The sequence below is a fragment of the Streptacidiphilus albus JL83 genome (assembly GCF_000744705.1).
GTDB lineage: Bacteria > Actinomycetota > Actinomycetes > Streptomycetales > Streptomycetaceae > Streptacidiphilus > Streptacidiphilus albus.
The window spans coordinates 903,418-917,999 of the sequence record NZ_JQML01000001.1; the positions used below are offsets into that span (position 1 = coordinate 903,418).

A 14,582-nucleotide genomic window follows, 5' to 3' on the forward strand; every position below is an offset into this window, starting at 1 on the left:
CAGGGCGTGGGCGGGTCAGGGGGTGGGGTGGAGGTGGCTGCGGTCGCCGTCGTGGTCGAAGATGCACAGGAACTCGGCCGGGCCGCCGTGGGCGACGAAGGCGTGCGGGATCATCGTCGAGAACTCGGCGGCCTCGCCGGCCTCCACCAGGACGGTCCGCTCGCCGAGCCGCAGGGCCACCACCCCGGACAGCACGGTGAACCAGTCGCGGCCCGGGTGGATGCGCAACTCGTCCGCGGTGCGCGGAAGTTCCTCGCTGGTGAGGCGGAACTTGGCGACCGAGACGCCCTGCGGCCCGGAGCCGTTGCTGAGGATCCAGGTGGTCCTCCCGCGCACCGTGTCATGGTGCGGCCGGATCACCACGTCCTCGTCGCCCACGGGCTCCACCAGCTGGTCGATCGTGCTTCCCAGCGCTCGGGCGATCGGGGCCAGCTGGTCCAGGGCGATCCGGCGGTGGCCGGTCTCGATCCGGCTCAGGGTGGAGGGGCTGAGGTAGCAGCGGGCGGCGAGCTCGTCCAGGGACCAGCCCCGGGCCGTGCGGAGTCCCCGGATCCGCTTGCGGACCAGGCTGTCGAGTTCACCGTCTTGCGTCATGCGCAAGAGTGTATGTCATTGGCGCAAGAGGCGGTTATGGTCGGGGCATGGACGAACACCGGAACGACCATGACCACGAGCACCAGCCCGGCCGGCACCAGCACGGCCACGGCGAGTCCGACGACGCCGCGCCACTGGCGGAGATGCTGGACCTCGACGCCGAGGTGCTGCACGCCTACCTGACCGAGGTCGTCGACTGGGTGCACGGGCTGGTGAAGGACCCGTCCCACCCCAGGATCCTCGACCTCGGCACCGGCACCGGCACCGGCGCGCTTGCGCTGGCCCGGCGCTTCCCCGGGGGCGAGGTCACCGCGCTGGACCTCTCCCCCGAACTGCTGGACCGCCTCGCGGACAAAGCCGCCGCCCTCGGCCTGGCCGAGCGGATCCGCCCGCTCCGGGCCGACCTGGACCACGCCTGGCCGGGGCTCGGCGCGCTGGACCTGGTCTGGGCGGCCAACTCGCTGCACCACATGGGGGACCCCGACCGGGTCCTGGACGAGGTCTTCGCGGCGGTGCGGCCCGGCGGGCTGCTGGCCCTGCTCGAACTGGACTCCTTCCCGCGCTTCCTGCCGCAGGACCTCGGCCTCGGCCGGCCGGGGCTGGAGGAGCGCTGCCACGCGGCGATGGCCGACCACCACCACGAGGAGGTGCCGCACCTGGGGGCCGACTGGACCGGCAACCTGGTCCGGGCCGGCTTCACCATCGAGGAGCGACGCGACTTCAGCATCGACCTGTCCGCCCCGCTGCCCGAGGCCGCCGGGCGCTACGCCCAGGCCACCATCCGCCGCTTCCGCACCGGCCTGGCCGACCGACTGGACGCCGAGGACCTCGCCGTGCTGGACGCGCTCCTCGCCGAGGACGGCCCCGACAGCATCCTGCGCCGCACCGACCTCGGCGTCCGCACCCGCCGGACCGTCTGGGCGGCCCGCCGACCGTAGCCCGGGGCACCGGCGGCGGTGCGGGGCGCGCGGGGGGGCGCAGGGCGCGCGGTCAGCCGTGGGCGATCGGGTGCATCGGCTGGTAGATCGGCTGCTCCGCGCCGCTGGGGAGGGTGATCACGGACACCCTCCCCCAACGCTCCTCGCTGATCGGGGCCACCGCGAGCCCCGCCGACGCGACCCGCACCAGCGTCGCCTCGATGTCGTCGCACATCAGGTACAGCTCGTGCCGGGGAATGCCCTGGGTGGGGTGGACCGCGACCTCGGCCGGCGGCAGCTGGAAGATCAGCCAGCCGTGGCCGGCGTCGACCGAGGGGAAGCCGAGCACGTTGCCGAGGAAGGCCCGGTCGGCCTCGGCGTCCTGGCTGTGGATGATGACATGGGCGCCGTTGATCATGACGATGTTCCTCCCGTGGCCGACACTTGGCCGACCGACACTGGGCCGACCGGCACTAGGGCGCCCGGCACTACGGCACCTGGCGCAGGTAGAGGGCTCCGCAGGTGTGGCAGAACTTCTCCCGGGTGTGACCCCAGGCCAGGTCGGACTGCTTCTCGGCGTCGGGGCTCAGCTCCGCCCCGCACAGGGCGTGGGTGCCGTTGTCGCGGATCATGTGCCACTGGACGATCCGGCCCCGGGAGCCCCCGTCCGCGTACTCGGCCCGCATCTCGTAGTAGACCACGGCGTCGCCCTCTCTCCGTCGTGTCGTGTCGTGCCCTCACGGACACGGTGACCCGGCTGTCGGGTACCCCCCTGGCCGGTCGGGCACGCCGGGGCGCGCGCCGATTACCCCGGGCGGCCTACGCCCGCGCCGGCGGACGGCGGAGGGAGGGCAACGGTCGGCGGCGGTCAGCGTTCGGCGGCGGTCAGCGTTCGGCGATGCGGGGGAAGACCGCGTCGTCCAGGACCAGCCCGACCGCGACCGCGATCGGGATCGCCAGCAGCGCGCCTATCAGGCCGAGCAGGTCCCCGCCGACGACCACTCCCAGGATGGTCACCAGCGGGTGGATCTCCACCGCGTACTTCATCGCCTTGGGCGTGATCAGGTAGTCCTCGGCCATCCGGAACGCCGTGTAGAAGGCGGCGGTGGCGACCGCCACCGGCCAGGAGACCACCAGGGCGACCAGGGAGACCACGATTCCGCCGATGGTGGACCCGACCAGCGGGACCAGGTCCAGCACCCCGACGAACACCCCCAGCGCCGCCGGGTAGGGGACGCCGAAGATCTCCAGCCAGACGAAGGTGGCGACCCCGGCTATCACCGAGGTGGCGAGGTTGGCGAGCATGTAGCGACCGGTGCGCAGCAGGATCTCGTCGGTCAGCTCCGCGACGTGCGCGCGCCGGCTCCCGGCCACGAAGCGCAGGCAGAAGTCCTTCAGCGTGGGCAGTCCGGCCAGGAAGTACACGGTCAGCGTGACGACCAGGAAGACCCCGGTGACCGTGGTCAGCAGGAACTGCCCGGCGCCCATGATCCCGTTCACCAGGCTGCCGGCCCCGGAGCCCAGCTCCTGCTTCGCCTTCTCGACGATGTGGTACTTGAGCTCCAGCTTGCCCAGGGTGGACTGATGGTTCTGCAGGTCCTGGAGCCAGACCGGGACGCTGCGGGTCAGCGCGCCGATCTCGTTGGTGACCGGGGTGACGAACAGCATCGACAGCGCGGCGACGCCGAGGGCCAGGCCGAGCAGGACGATGCCGACCGCCCAGCTGCGGCGCACCCCCACCCGGGTCAGCAGACCGACGAAGGGGTCGACGCTGATCGCGATCACCAGCGCCAGCAGGGTGAGCATCACGATGTCGGCGACCTGCTCGACGGACTGGACCACCAGGTAGGCCAGTACCGCCCCGAGGCTGAGCTGGAAGCCGATGGAGAACCACGACCGCCCGACCCGGCCGACCACCGGCAGCCCGGCCGGGGCGGCGGGGGCGGCAGGGGCAGTGGGGGCAGCCGGGACGGCCGGGGCCTTGGGGGAAGCGGGGGAAGCGGGGGAAGCGGGGGCCGGCAGGCGCACGACGTCCGGCTCGTGGTCGGGCTCGGTCACTTGCGGGCTCCTCGGGAACAGGGTGACGAGACGTCATGGCGCGGGTTGCCACCAGAGACGGTAGCGGGTCCCTTACGCCGAATGGGCGCCAGTTCCACTCGTGGTCCGCGCCGGACGTTCGCACCCGGCGCACGCCGGGGCGCATTCGCCGCTAGACGGGGCCGCTTTCGGGGTAGACATCCGTCAGGCAACCGACGGCCCGCGACGATGTGCGCCCCTCGCGCGGATGCCGGACGGCTGCCGCCAAGTACCGCACCGCACCGCGCTCAGCCGTAACACGCTCAGCCGCACCGCCCCGTACTGCACGTGCCCGGTACCGCACTGCCGCCGCCCCGCACGGCCGCCGCCCCGGCAGCCGCCGTGCGGGGCACACACCCTGCCCGCGTCGGGAGGCCCGATCATGCCGTTGATCAATTTTGTCGAGCTGCGCCGCCTGGTCACCGAGTTGGACGCCGTGGAGCATGGCATCGAGGACGGAGGCGCGGGTCCCGGGTCGCTGCGGCGACTCGACGACCTCCGCTACACCCTGTGCGTCTGGGTCGGCGTCCGCGACCCGCGGCTGGCGCTGGCCCGGGCCCGCGACCTGCTCGCCGCGCACCCGGATACCGGCGCGGCCGCGCCGGCCCAGGCCCCGGAACCGGCCGGTCCGGGCGCCGCCGACGCGGCCTGACGCTCCGTCGCCGAGCAGCGCCGTCACGCCTCGACGGCGCTGCCGAGGGGGAGTTCCAGCTCCAGCCAGACCACCTTGCCCTCGGGCGTGCTCCGGCTGCCCCAGCGGTGGGCCAGCTCGTTCACCAGGTACATCCCCCGGCCGCCCTCCTCGGCCACGGAGGCCCGGCGCAGCCGGGGCGCGTGGCCGTCGGTGTCGGTCACCTCCAGGGTGAGCACCCGGTCGCGGAAGATCCGCAGCTGGCCGGGGGTGCCCGCGTGCAGCAGAGCGTTGCTGACCAGCTCGCTGACCAGCAGTTCGGCGTAGTCGCGGAGCGCCGACAGGCCCCAGTCGGCCAGCACGTCGCGGGTGAAGCGGCGGGCCTTGCCGACCATGGCCAGCTCCTCGGAGAGCGGCAGGGTGGCGATCCAGTCCTGCCGACCCGGCAGCACCCGGGCCATGATCACCGCGATGTCGTCCTCGCTCTCGCCGGCCGAGAGCGCGTCGAGTGCCGCGTCGCAGCGCTCCTCCAGCGAGCGGCGGCGCACCGCCACCACCTGCGAGAGGAGGTCCAGGCCCTCGTCCAGGTCCCGGCCGCGCCGCTCGACCAGGCCGTCGGTGTAGAGGACGAGCACGCCGTCCTCCGGCAGGGTCAGCTCCACGCTCTCGAAGGGCACCCCGCCGACGCCCAGCGGCACCCCGGCCGGCAGCTCCAACCGCCTGGTCCGGCCGTTCGGATCCACCAGCAGCGGCGGCAGGTGACCGGCGCTGGCGAGGCTGCAGCTGCGGTCGACCGGGTCGAACACCGCGCAGACGCAGGTGACGAACTGCCCGTTGCCGATGGCCGAGGCGGTCTCGTCCAGGCGGCGGAGCAGCCGGTCCGGGGCGAGGTCCATGGTGATCAGCGTCCTTGCCGCGGTGCGGAGTTGGCCCATGGTGGCGGCGGCCCGGATGCCGTGGCCCATCACGTCGCCGACCACCAGGGCGACCCGGCCGCAGGACAGCGGCACCACGTCGAACCAGTCGCCGCCGACCTCGCTGACCACGCTGCTCGGCAGGTAGCGGTAGGCGATCTCCAGCCCCGGCGTGCGGTGCACCTCCTGCGGCAGCAGGCTGCGCTGGAGGGTCAGCGCGGTGTCGCGCTCGCGGCGGTACAGCCGGGCGTTGTCGAAGCAGACCGCCGCCCGGGCGGCCAGCTCCTCGGCGAGCGCGACATCGGCCTCGGTGAACGGCTCCGGGTTGCCGGTCCGGACGAACTCGGCCCCGCCCAGCACCGTGCCCCGGGCCAGCAGCGGCACCATCAGGTAGGAGTGGACGCCGGCCTCCAGGCTCGGCTGGACCCGGTCGGGGTGGGCGACGATCCGGTGCAGCGCCGCCTCGTCCACCTCCGCGACCAGGATCGAGCGGCCGGTGCGCAGGCTCTCGGCGTAGAGTTTGGCCGAGCTGGAGACTCCGCCGACCTGGTCGGCCGCGCCGACCATGCCGCCCTCGCTGGCCTCCCCGACCGCGATCGCGTGCAGCAGCACCACCCCGTCGTCCGGCATCGGCGCCTGGTCGCCCTCCTCCTCGCCGCCCTGGACGACCGTCTCCAGCAGGTCGACCGTGACGAAGTCGGCGAAGCGCGGGATCACCACCTCGACCAGCTCCTCGGCGGTCCGCTTGAGGTCCAGCGTGGTCCCGATCCGGGTGCTCGCGTCGTTCAGCAGCGCCAGCCGCGCCTGCGCCGTGCGGGCCTCCTCCAGCGCCTGCTGCCGGGCGCTGGCCGCGTCCCGCTCCCGGGTGTAGAGGAGGGCGTTGTCGATCGCCACGGCGGCGCGGGCGGCGAGTTCACCGGCCAGGAACAGGTCGTCCTGGTCGTAGAGCCGGTCGGTCACGGTCCGGTAGAAGGTGGCCACGCCGACCGCCGCGCCGCGGGCGATCAGCGGCACCACCATCAGGCTGCGGACGCCCTGGTCCCGCAGGGCCGCGCGGCGCGGCGGGTCGTCCTGGAACCAGTCCATCGCCGCTTCGTCCACCGGGGAGATCAGCAGCGTCCGGTTGTGCGCCAGGCACCAGGCGTAGGGCGTGCTGGGATGGAACCGGTGGACGTCGCCGACCGGGGCCACCGGCACCATCCCCGCGCCCTCGACCGTGTGGAAGGCCAGCCGGCGCAGCAGCGCCGACCGGTCGGCCGGTCCGGCCGCGTCCTGTCCGCCCAGCAGCGACTCCAGCACCTCGACCACGACCGTGTCGGCGAACTCGGGGGTGGCCACCTCGGCGAGCTCCAGCGCGGTCCGCGGCAGGTCGAGGGTGGTGCCGATCCGCGCGGACGCCTCGTTGACCAGCGCCAGCCGCTCCCGGGCGGCGTTGGCCGCGCCCAGGGCCTGCTGCCGGGCCGCGCCGGTCGCCTGCTCGCGGGTGTAGAGCAGGGCGTTGTCGATGGCAGCCGCCGCCCGGGAGGCCAGTTCGGCGCCGAGGGTGATGTCGCCCTGCTCGAAGTCCTCGCGCTCGCCGCTCCGGGAGTAGACCACCATGCCCAGTGCCGTCCCCCGGGCGAGCAGCGGGGTGATCCGCACCTCCCGGGCCCGGGCGCCCTGGTAGGTCCGGACCCGCTCGGCCGCCTCCCGCGAGGCCAGCGGCTCCACCTCGGCCGAGGGCAGCACGACGGTCCGCCCGGTGGCCAGCGCCTCGGCGTAGGGCGAGTCCGGCGGCACCGTGTTGACCTCGCCGAGCGGCAGGTCCTCGACCGGGAAGCCGGGGTCGGTGCAGACGAGCGCGAGCCGCCGGGCCCGGACCGGGCCCGGCTCCGGCTCGGCGTCCGGCCGCTCCAGCACGAACACCGAGCTCAGGTCCGCGACCCGGGGCACCATGGCCTGGGCCAGCTCCTGGGCGGTCTCGCCCAGGTCGAGCGTGGTGCCGATCCGCGAGGTCGCGTCCACCAGCACCTCCAGCCGCTCCCTGGCCTGCGCGGCACGGGACTCGGCCTGGAAGCGTGCGGTGACCTCGATGATCGTGGAGCTGACCCCGAGCACCCGTCCGGCCGGCTCCTCCAGCCGGAAGTACGAGGCCGACCAGGCCTGCTCCGGGCTGCCCGGGCCGCCCTGCCCGCCGACGTCCGTCCTGGCGTCGACCACCGGTTCGCCGGTCTCCAGCACCCGCCGCAGCCGCGCCTGGATCTCCGCGCCCCGCGCGCCGGGCAGCACCTCGTCGACCCGGCGACCCAGGTGCGCCGCGGCCGGAAGGCCGTTGATCCGGGCGAGCGCGTCGTTCAACCGGACGAAGCGCAACTCCCGGTCGTAGACCGCCATGCCGACCGGTGACTGGGTGAAGAAGCTGTCCAGGACGGCCAGGTCCGACTGGATCCCGCGGATGGCCCGCACGTCCGAGGCCACGGCCAGCACCAGCGGGCGGCCCGAGGCGCCCAGGACGGGGTGGGTGCGGAACTCCAGGTCGACCGCGTGCCCGTCCCGGTGTCGGACCGGGAACACCCCGGACCACCCCTCCCCGGACAGGATGCTCTGGAACAGCGCCAGCACCCCGGGCCGCTGCTCCGGCTCCACCAGCAGCTGCGCGGCGAACGCGCCCACGGCCTCGGCCGAGCTGTAGCCGAGCAGCGCCTCGGCGTCGGCGCTCCAGTGGACGATGCGGCCGTCGTCCTCGATCAGCGCCGTGGCGATCGGGATGACCGTCAGGCTGCGCGACAGTGCCGCGTCGCCGCCCGGATCACGGGCGACGACCGTGTCACTCCTGGGTCCGTCACTGTGCATCGTCAGGAATCCGCCCGGAGGTCGTCCCCCCTCCCTGCTATCTTCCCACCTCCCGCGCCGGGCGCGGCCCGAACTGCCGTTCCGCCCAGGGCGCACACGGGTGCAGGGCCGCCCCCGACGGGCTTACCGTGGCTTGTGGTCGGTCACCCGGGCGAGGGAGGGCGCGTGGCGAGGGAGAACGCACCGCGGACGGCGCACCCGCCCGTGGACGACGGCCGCGTGACGCTGCGCTCCACGGCCCCCTGCCCGGCCCCGGCCCCGCCCCTGCTGAGCAGCAATCAGGCGCCGGACCGCTTCCCCCCGTCCGGGGAACCGACCGTGACGGCCCCCGGCGGCACCCGGTTCCAGAACCGGCTGCCCCGACCGACCCCGCCGACCGACGCCTCCCTCTTCGCCGATCCCGAAAGCCCGACCGACCTGCCAGAGGAGAACCGACCATGACCCAGACCCCCGGCATCGACCCCGCCGCCGTCCCCAGCGGCACCGGCTGCGCCGAGTGCCTCGCGACCCCCGACGGCTGGTGGCTGCACCTGCGCCGGTGCGCCCAGTGCGGCCACATCGGCTGCTGCGAGTCCTCGCCGTCCCAGCACGCCTCCGCCCACTCCAAGAACACCGGCCACCCGCTGATCCGCAGCTTCGAGCCCGGCGAGGACTGGTTCTGGAGCTACCCCACCGAGGAGTACTACGACGGCCCCGCGCTCGCGGGCCCGCAGCACCACCCGCTCAGCCAGACCGTCCCGGGCCCGGCCGAGCGCGTGCCGGCCGACTGGCAGCGGCACGTCCACTGACGACACCCCACCCACCGACGGGGCTCCGCCCACCAACGGGGCTCCGCCCACCGACGGCGCTCTGCCGACCGCCGCGACGCGCGTGCCCGATCCCCGCGCGGCGCGGCGGCCGCGCGCGTAGGCTCGCTCGTGCCGAACCGCCTACTCGGGAGGCCGACATGAGCGACAACGAACTGCTGGACCGGATCCGGAACCTGGTGGACGAGGAGCACCGGCTCCGCGCGGACCCGGGCAGCCCCGACGACCCGACCACCCAGGCCCGGATCACCAGCCTGGAGCAGCAACTCGACCAGTGCTGGGACCTGCTGCGCCGACGCCGGGCCGCGACCGAGTTCGGTACCGACCCCGGCGCGGCGCAGGTGCGTCCGGTCAGCGAGGTCGAGGGCTACCTCAGCTGAGCAACGACCGAGGAGGAGCGGGGGCTTGGGCCGAACGGCACTGAGTACCCTCCGCCTCCGACGGGACGGGGCTCGACTCAGTCCGACTCGACGGCCGCCTGGACATCGCGGACCACCCGCCACATCGGCGTGCCGCGCTTGGCGATCATGACCACGACCTCGTCCGCTCCGGCGTCCGGCTCCGGCTCCGGCCCCGCCTCCTCGGCGGAGGGCTGCGGCGCCCGCTCGCCCCAGGTGCGGGCGACATAGCGGAGCGCCTCGTCGACGGCGGCCTCCGGCTCGGTCTCCGCGCCGGAGCGCAGCCAGGAGCGCAGGGCGTGGTTGTGCGCGGCGACCACCGCCGCAGCCACCACGTCGGCCCGCAGCCGGCCGTCCGACCGGGCCGCCCAGCGGGCGCGCAGATAGGCCGCGAGCGCGCGCTCGTAGCGCCGGACCACCGACAGCTCGTGCGAGCGCAGGGCGGGCACCTCCCGGGTGAGCCGGTAGCGGCGGACCGAGAAGACCGGGTCGGCCGCGTACATCCGGAGCACCAGTCGGGCGGCGTCGCAGACCCGGTCGACCGGGTCCTCGGCGTCGCCCGCACCGTCCGCGAGGAAGGCGTTCATCTCCGCCAGGCAGCCGTCGTGGTCGGGGAAGACCACCGACTCCTTCGACGGGAAGTAGCGGAAGAACGACCGCCGGCCCACGCCGGCCAGGGCCACGATGTCGTCGATCGTGGTCTGCTCGAAGCCGCGCTCGTCGAAGAGGCTGGACGCGGCGGCGGCGAGCGCGTCCCGCATCGGCGGCCTGGCCGCAGGTCGTCCGGCGGGCCCGAGGTCCTTGGTCATGCCGGGACGGTAGCACCCGGAGTACCCCGGAGGCGCGTTCGGCCGACACTGGGTGCCCGGGTCGCAGGGAACCGGGTGCCGTCAGGACGTCGGGAGCCGGAGCAGCCGGGCGGCGTTGCCGTGGCTGAGCGCCTCGCGCACGGCCGGTTCCAGCGGGGCGGCGGCGAGGAACGCGGTCGCGGAGGCGGCGGACTGGTAGGGGTAGTCGACCGAGAAGAGCACCCGCTCCGGACCCATGGCCGCGAGGGCGCACTGGAGGGCGTGCGGGGACTCGGCGCCGGCCGTGGTGACGTACATATTGCTGCGCACGTAGTGCGAGGGCGCGTGGCGCAGCGGGCGCTCGTGCTGGAGCACCGCCCAGCGGTCGTCGAGCCGGTCCAGGGTGAAGGGCAGCCCCTCGCCCATGTGCCCGAGGACCAGCACCGCGCCGGGATGGCGGTCGAACACGCCGGCCGAGACCAGCCGCAGGGCGTGCGAGGCCGTCTCCACGCCCCAGCCCCAGGCCGGACCGGCCAGACCGGGGTGCCCGGCCAGCACGGCCGGGGTCTCCGGCGGAAAGGTCGGGTGGAGGTAGAGCGGGACGGCCAGGGCCCCCAGCCGCTCCCAGAGCACCTCGTACCGGGGGTCGTCCAGATAGACGCCGTTGGTGTGGCCGTTGACCAGTGCCCCGACGAAGCCCAGACCGGTGACGCAGCGCTCCAGCTCCTCGGCCGCCCGCTCCGGGGCCTGGCAGGGCAGGGCGGCGAAGGCCGCGAAGCGGCCGGGGTGGTCGGCGCAGAGCTGCGCCAGCGCGTCATTGGCCTGCCGGGCGTGGCGGACCGCCGTGGCCGGGTCGGTCTCGGCCTGGACACCGGGGTTGGGCAGCGACAGGACCTGGAGGCCGATCCCGGCGGCGTCCATCTCCGGCAGCCGGAAGCGGGTGACGTCGGAGATCCGCTCGGCGACGCTCCGGGCGAAGTCGGAGCCGAAGGCTCCGCCCCGGCCCCGGGTGTACGGCGGCGCGGCGTAGTGCTCCTCCAGCGTGATGATCCTCAACTGCGCCATCCCGCAACCTCCTTGATCAACGATCTCGGACGCGGAGCAGGATAGCGCTCTCCGGGAACCGCACCGACACCGGCCGCCCCTCGGTCCGTCGGCACGGCGGGCAGACGGTCAGGCGGCGGTCCGAAAGGGGTACGGGAGGGGTCCTGGAGGCGGAATCCACCCGTCTGCCAGCTACGAAAGACAACCGATGTATGACAGTCGGTAGCGGAAATCACCAGCATCGGGCACCCCCGCCGTGTGGCGCAGCTCACAGCTTAACGGTGCAACAAAAACAACTTCCCAGATAGTCAGGCAGATGAGAGCTCAGCAGAGGGAGACGCGCAGATCTGGCGTACTCGACAGCTGGATACACTGCGTGGTCGGTGCATCGACCAAGCATATGGATGGGGAGCGCATGACCATTCGGCTGCTGGGGCCAGTCGAGCTCCGGACCCGCGACGGCGGCACCGCCGAGGTAGCCGGTGCCAAGCGGCGCGGCGTGCTGGCCCTGCTCGCCCTCGAACTGGGCCGCACCGTCCCCGTCGACCGGTTCTTCGAGCTGCTCTGGGGCAGCACGCCGCCCACCCATGCCCGGGCCGCGCTCCAGGGGCATGTCGCCGCGCTGCGCAAGGTCCTCGACGGCACCGGCCTCACCCTGCTCACCCGGCCACCCGGCTACCGGCTGGTCGGCCTGCCCGAGCAGATCGACGCCCAGCGGTTCGACGAGCTGGCCCGGCGCGCCGAGGCCGCCGCCGCCGATGCCGAGGCCGCTCCCCTGCTCCAACAGGCCCTGGAGCTGTGGCACGGCCGTGCCCTGGCCGACGTCCCCGACACCGAGCTGTGCCGCGCCCTCGCCGAGCAGTTGGAGGAGTCGCGTACCCGGGCCCTGACCGCCTGGGCGCAGTGCCTGCTGCGGCTGGAGCTCGGGGCCGCCGCCGTCCCCGAGCTGGAGCGCAGCGTCCGCGCCGACGGGCTGCGCGAGCCGACCGCCGCCCTGCTGATGCGCTGCCTGCACCAGGCCGGACGCCAGTCCGACGCCCTCACCGCGTACCACCACACCCGCGTCCGGCTGGACGACGAACTCGGTGTCACCCCGGGCCCGGCGCTGCGCGAGGCGCTGGCCGTCGTCCTCGGCGGCGCCCCCGGCAACGGTCCCCAGTACCCGGCCGAGCGCCGCTCACGCACGCCCGCCGCCACCACTTCCGCCCGACCGGCCGTCGTCCCGCCGACCGCCGTTCCATCCGTTTCCGCTCCGCCCGGTCCCCCGCTGTCCGCTGATGCCCCGCCGGCGCGCCGGTCGACGACGGCCGGGGCGGGGACCGGCACCAGCGGCGGTCCGGGCCCGGGGCTGCGGATGCCCAGGCCGCCCAGCGGCTTCGTCGGCCGCAGCAGCGTCCTCCAGTGGCTCGACCGGCGCGGCGCCCCCGGCGCGCTGGCGCTGGTGGTCGGGCCCGCCGGGGCCGGCAAGACCGCCGCCGTCCAGCACTGGGCCCAGCGGGCCGCCGTCCACTTCGCCGACGGGCTGCTCTTCACCGACCTGCGCGGCTACCACCCGGCCGGACCGGCCGACCGGAACGAGACCCTCGGCGAGCTGCTGCTCGCCCTGGGACTGCCCGCGCACGCGATACCGGCCGACCCCGCCGCCCGCATCGCCGCCTACCACGCGCAGACCCGGCGCAGGCAGCTGCTGCTGGTCCTGGACAACGTCCGCGACGCGGCCGACGTCTCGGCGCTGCTCCCCGCCGGGAGCGGCAGCACGACCGTGGTCACCAGCCGCAACACCCTGGAGGACCTGGTGGTCACCGAGGGCGCGGCGCTGCTGCGGGTCGGCCGGCTCCCGCTGACCGACGCGCTGGAGCTGCTGGAACTGCTCGCCCCGGAGCAGGTCGCCGCCGATCCGGTGGCCGCCCGCCGACTGGTCGCCCTGTGCGACGGACTCCCGCTCGCACTGCGGATCGCCGCCGCCCGGATCGCCGCCCGCCCGGACTGGCCGCTCGCCCGGCTGGTGGCCGAGCTCGCGGACGAGGACGGCCGGCTGTTCGCCCTGGACACCCAGGGCACCGCCAGCGTCCGCAGCGCGCTGGCCCTGACCTACTGGCAGCTGCCGGACGAGGCCGCGCACCTGCTGGCGCTGCTCGGCGCGCATCCCGGCGCCGAGGTCAACGCCGGCACGGCGGCGGCGCTCCTCGGCGGCGAGGCCAGCACCGCCCGGCACACCCTGGGCACCCTCGCCGCCCACCACCTGCTGCACGAGACCACCACCGGTCACTTCACCCGCCCCGACCTGGTCCGGCTGTTCAGCCGCGAGCTCCACGCCGACCAGGACGAGCCGGACCGGCGGCTGGCCCTGCTCCGGCTGCTCGACCACTACCTCGGCGTGCTGCGCGGCTGCACCGATCCGGCCGGACCCGGGCTGCCCGGCCAACGGCTGCCGCTCTGCCCGGAGACCGTCCGCACCGACCCCAGCGGCCTGCACGCCGCCCTGGTCCGCTTCCGCGCCGAACAGCCCGCCCTGCGCGACCTGGTCGGGACCGCCGCCGGCAGCGCCGACGCCCGCGCCCACGACCGGGCCGTCCGGATCGCCGAGCTCTGCCATCCGCTGTACGCCCTCGACGCCGCCGCCGGGCCCGGCGACGACTGGCTCAGCTGCCTGGACTCGGCCCTGCGGGCCGCCAGGCGCAGCGGCACCCCGCAGGCGCTCGCCGCGCTGGAGAGCGCCACCGCCGAGGCGCTGACGCTGCAGCAGCGCGGCGGCGAGGCCCGGGTGTTCGCCCGGCGGGCCGTCGACCGGACCGGCGCCACCCACGGCGGCGTCCGCGTCCGCGCGCTCGCGGCCTGCGCCGTCGCCACCGCCGGCACCGGCGACCCGGGCGCGGCACGGGAGGCGCGGGCACTGTCCCGGGCCGCGCTCAGCCTGGTCGGCGAGCACGCCCTGCACGACCACGCGGGCACGGCGCTGACCGCCGCCGCCATCGTCGAACTGCTGGTGGGAGACCCGGAGGCGGCGCTGCGCCATGCCCGCGCCGTCCGGGGCCGGGCCACCACCGGCGGCGTGCCCACGACCCGGCTCACCATGCTGACGGCACTGGCCGCCGAGGCCCGGGCGCTGCGGCTGCTGCGCCGCTTCGCGGACGCGGCGGCGGTCGACGAGGAGGGCGCGGCCCTGGGCCGGGCCTCGGGCACGCTGCTGACCTGCGAGGTGATCGGACGTCAGTTCGAGCCACCGGACGGGGCGGCCGACCGGGCGAGCAACCGGACGAGCGGTCGGGCGAGCGGTCAGGCGTCGTCCGCGTCGTCGTCCTCCAGGATCTCCTCGGCGTTGCCGTCGTAGCGAATGAACTCACGCTCGACACCCCAGAGGTCCGCCAGCTGCTCGGCGTCCTCGCGGGACTCCAGGGGCTCCTCCTCCCCCAGGGCGAGGCCGCCCTCGTACGGGCGGCCGACCACGTGGTCCGGAGCGATCTCGGGCCTCGGCCACACGACGATCCTGTCGGCCCTGCCTTTGCTGTCCATGCCTCAAGCATCGGTCCGGCACCGCGCCCCGGCATCCCGCGCTACTCCCGATGGCGCAGCCCGACGCGG

At 74.8% G+C, this 14,582-nt stretch carries 14 protein-coding genes; 6 read left to right on the plus strand and 8 right to left on the minus strand.

The window, feature by feature from the left end:
• Positions 1 to 15 precede the first annotated feature (15 nt).
• Positions 16 to 594 carry a helix-turn-helix domain-containing protein gene (locus BS75_RS04070; RefSeq protein ID WP_034087212.1) on the minus strand — a complete coding sequence of 193 codons (579 nt, stop codon included), beginning with the start codon at positions 592 to 594 and terminating at the stop codon, positions 16 to 18.
• A 47-nt stretch (positions 595 to 641) separates the two neighbouring features.
• Between BS75_RS04070 and BS75_RS04075 the strand changes: the two genes are divergently transcribed.
• Positions 642 to 1,532, plus strand: a complete 891-nt coding sequence (locus BS75_RS04075; RefSeq protein ID WP_034087213.1) for a class I SAM-dependent methyltransferase — start codon at positions 642 to 644, stop codon at positions 1,530 to 1,532.
• Positions 1,533 to 1,584: 52 nt separating this feature from the next.
• On the opposite strand, the gene BS75_RS04080 is transcribed toward BS75_RS04075, so the two are convergent.
• The 3 genes from BS75_RS04080 to BS75_RS04090 form a co-directional block, all read right to left on the minus strand.
• Entirely contained in the window at positions 1,585 to 1,929 is a 345-nt protein-coding gene (locus BS75_RS04080) for a VOC family protein (RefSeq protein WP_034087214.1), read from the minus strand.
• Between the two features lie 70 nt (positions 1,930 to 1,999).
• Positions 2,000 to 2,212 (minus strand): hypothetical protein, encoded by a 213-nt coding sequence (locus BS75_RS04085; protein WP_231607672.1) that lies wholly within the window; start codon positions 2,210 to 2,212, stop codon positions 2,000 to 2,002.
• A gap of 184 nt (positions 2,213 to 2,396) precedes the next feature.
• Positions 2,397 to 3,569 carry an AI-2E family transporter gene (locus tag BS75_RS04090; RefSeq protein WP_231607673.1) on the minus strand — a complete coding sequence of 391 codons (1,173 nt, stop codon included), beginning with the start codon at positions 3,567 to 3,569 and terminating at the stop codon, positions 2,397 to 2,399.
• Positions 3,570 to 3,969: 400 nt separating this feature from the next.
• On the opposite strand from BS75_RS04090, the gene BS75_RS49115 reads away from it, so the two are divergent.
• On the plus strand, positions 3,970 to 4,239 hold the full coding sequence (locus tag BS75_RS49115) for a DUF5133 domain-containing protein (RefSeq protein ID WP_034087215.1): 270 nt from the start codon (positions 3,970 to 3,972) through the stop codon (positions 4,237 to 4,239).
• A gap of 23 nt (positions 4,240 to 4,262) precedes the next feature.
• On the opposite strand, the gene BS75_RS45990 is transcribed toward BS75_RS49115, so the two are convergent.
• Positions 4,263 to 7,964: a SpoIIE family protein phosphatase gene (locus BS75_RS45990; RefSeq protein WP_052069160.1), complete on the minus strand. Its 3,702-nt coding sequence runs from the start codon at positions 7,962 to 7,964 to the stop codon at positions 4,263 to 4,265.
• A gap of 165 nt (positions 7,965 to 8,129) precedes the next feature.
• On the opposite strand from BS75_RS45990, the gene BS75_RS04105 reads away from it, so the two are divergent.
• From BS75_RS04105 to BS75_RS04115, 3 genes are all read left to right on the plus strand, one after another.
• Positions 8,130 to 8,405 (plus strand): hypothetical protein, encoded by a 276-nt coding sequence (locus BS75_RS04105; protein ID WP_156164205.1) that lies wholly within the window; start codon positions 8,130 to 8,132, stop codon positions 8,403 to 8,405.
• On the plus strand, positions 8,402 to 8,752 hold the full coding sequence (locus BS75_RS04110; RefSeq protein WP_034087217.1) for a UBP-type zinc finger domain-containing protein: 351 nt from the start codon (positions 8,402 to 8,404) through the stop codon (positions 8,750 to 8,752). The genes BS75_RS04105 and BS75_RS04110 overlap by 4 nt, the downstream gene beginning before the upstream one ends.
• A 158-nt stretch (positions 8,753 to 8,910) precedes the next feature.
• Positions 8,911 to 9,150: a DUF2630 family protein gene (locus tag BS75_RS04115; RefSeq protein WP_034087218.1), complete on the plus strand. Its 240-nt coding sequence runs from the start codon at positions 8,911 to 8,913 to the stop codon at positions 9,148 to 9,150.
• 77 nt (positions 9,151 to 9,227) lie between these two features.
• Here the strand turns inward: BS75_RS04115 and BS75_RS04120 are convergent, their stop codons facing one another.
• Together BS75_RS04120 and BS75_RS04125 are read right to left on the minus strand one after the other, a co-directional pair.
• Positions 9,228 to 9,977, minus strand: coding sequence for a TetR family transcriptional regulator (locus tag BS75_RS04120; protein ID WP_034087219.1), 750 nt, complete (start codon positions 9,975 to 9,977; stop codon positions 9,228 to 9,230).
• A gap of 81 nt (positions 9,978 to 10,058) precedes the next feature.
• Positions 10,059 to 11,021 (minus strand): amidohydrolase family protein, encoded by a 963-nt coding sequence (locus BS75_RS04125; RefSeq protein ID WP_034087220.1) that lies wholly within the window; start codon positions 11,019 to 11,021, stop codon positions 10,059 to 10,061.
• Positions 11,022 to 11,415: 394 nt separating this feature from the next.
• On the opposite strand from BS75_RS04125, the gene BS75_RS04130 reads away from it, so the two are divergent.
• The gene (locus BS75_RS04130; protein WP_052069161.1) at positions 11,416 to 14,331 is read left to right on the plus strand and encodes an AfsR/SARP family transcriptional regulator; all 2,916 of its coding nucleotides are present in this window, start codon (positions 11,416 to 11,418) and stop codon (positions 14,329 to 14,331) included.
• On the opposite strand, the gene BS75_RS04135 is transcribed toward BS75_RS04130, so the two are convergent.
• A complete protein-coding gene (locus BS75_RS04135) occupies positions 14,277 to 14,513 on the minus strand; it encodes a hypothetical protein (RefSeq protein WP_034087221.1) in 237 nt (78 codons plus the stop codon). The genes BS75_RS04130 and BS75_RS04135 overlap by 55 nt on opposite strands.
• Positions 14,514 to 14,582: the final 69 nt, after the last annotated feature.

Coding starts and splice junctions, on each gene's coding strand:
- BS75_RS04070 (WP_034087212.1), bottom strand. CDS start 594: ATGACGCAAGACGGTGAACTCGACAGCCTGGTCCGCAAGCGGATCCGG.
- BS75_RS04075 (WP_034087213.1), top strand. CDS start 642: ATGGACGAACACCGGAACGACCATGACCACGAGCACCAGCCCGGCCGG.
- BS75_RS04080 (WP_034087214.1), bottom strand. CDS start 1,929: ATGATCAACGGCGCCCATGTCATCATCCACAGCCAGGACGCCGAGGCC.
- BS75_RS49115 (WP_034087215.1), top strand. CDS start 3,970: ATGCCGTTGATCAATTTTGTCGAGCTGCGCCGCCTGGTCACCGAGTTG.
- BS75_RS45990 (WP_052069160.1), bottom strand. CDS start 7,964: ATGCACAGTGACGGACCCAGGAGTGACACGGTCGTCGCCCGTGATCCG.
- BS75_RS04110 (WP_034087217.1), top strand. CDS start 8,402: ATGACCCAGACCCCCGGCATCGACCCCGCCGCCGTCCCCAGCGGCACC.
- BS75_RS04115 (WP_034087218.1), top strand. CDS start 8,911: ATGAGCGACAACGAACTGCTGGACCGGATCCGGAACCTGGTGGACGAG.
- BS75_RS04120 (WP_034087219.1), bottom strand. CDS start 9,977: ATGACCAAGGACCTCGGGCCCGCCGGACGACCTGCGGCCAGGCCGCCG.
- BS75_RS04125 (WP_034087220.1), bottom strand. CDS start 11,021: ATGGCGCAGTTGAGGATCATCACGCTGGAGGAGCACTACGCCGCGCCG.
- BS75_RS04130 (WP_052069161.1), top strand. CDS start 11,416: ATGACCATTCGGCTGCTGGGGCCAGTCGAGCTCCGGACCCGCGACGGC.
- BS75_RS04135 (WP_034087221.1), bottom strand. CDS start 14,513: ATGGACAGCAAAGGCAGGGCCGACAGGATCGTCGTGTGGCCGAGGCCC.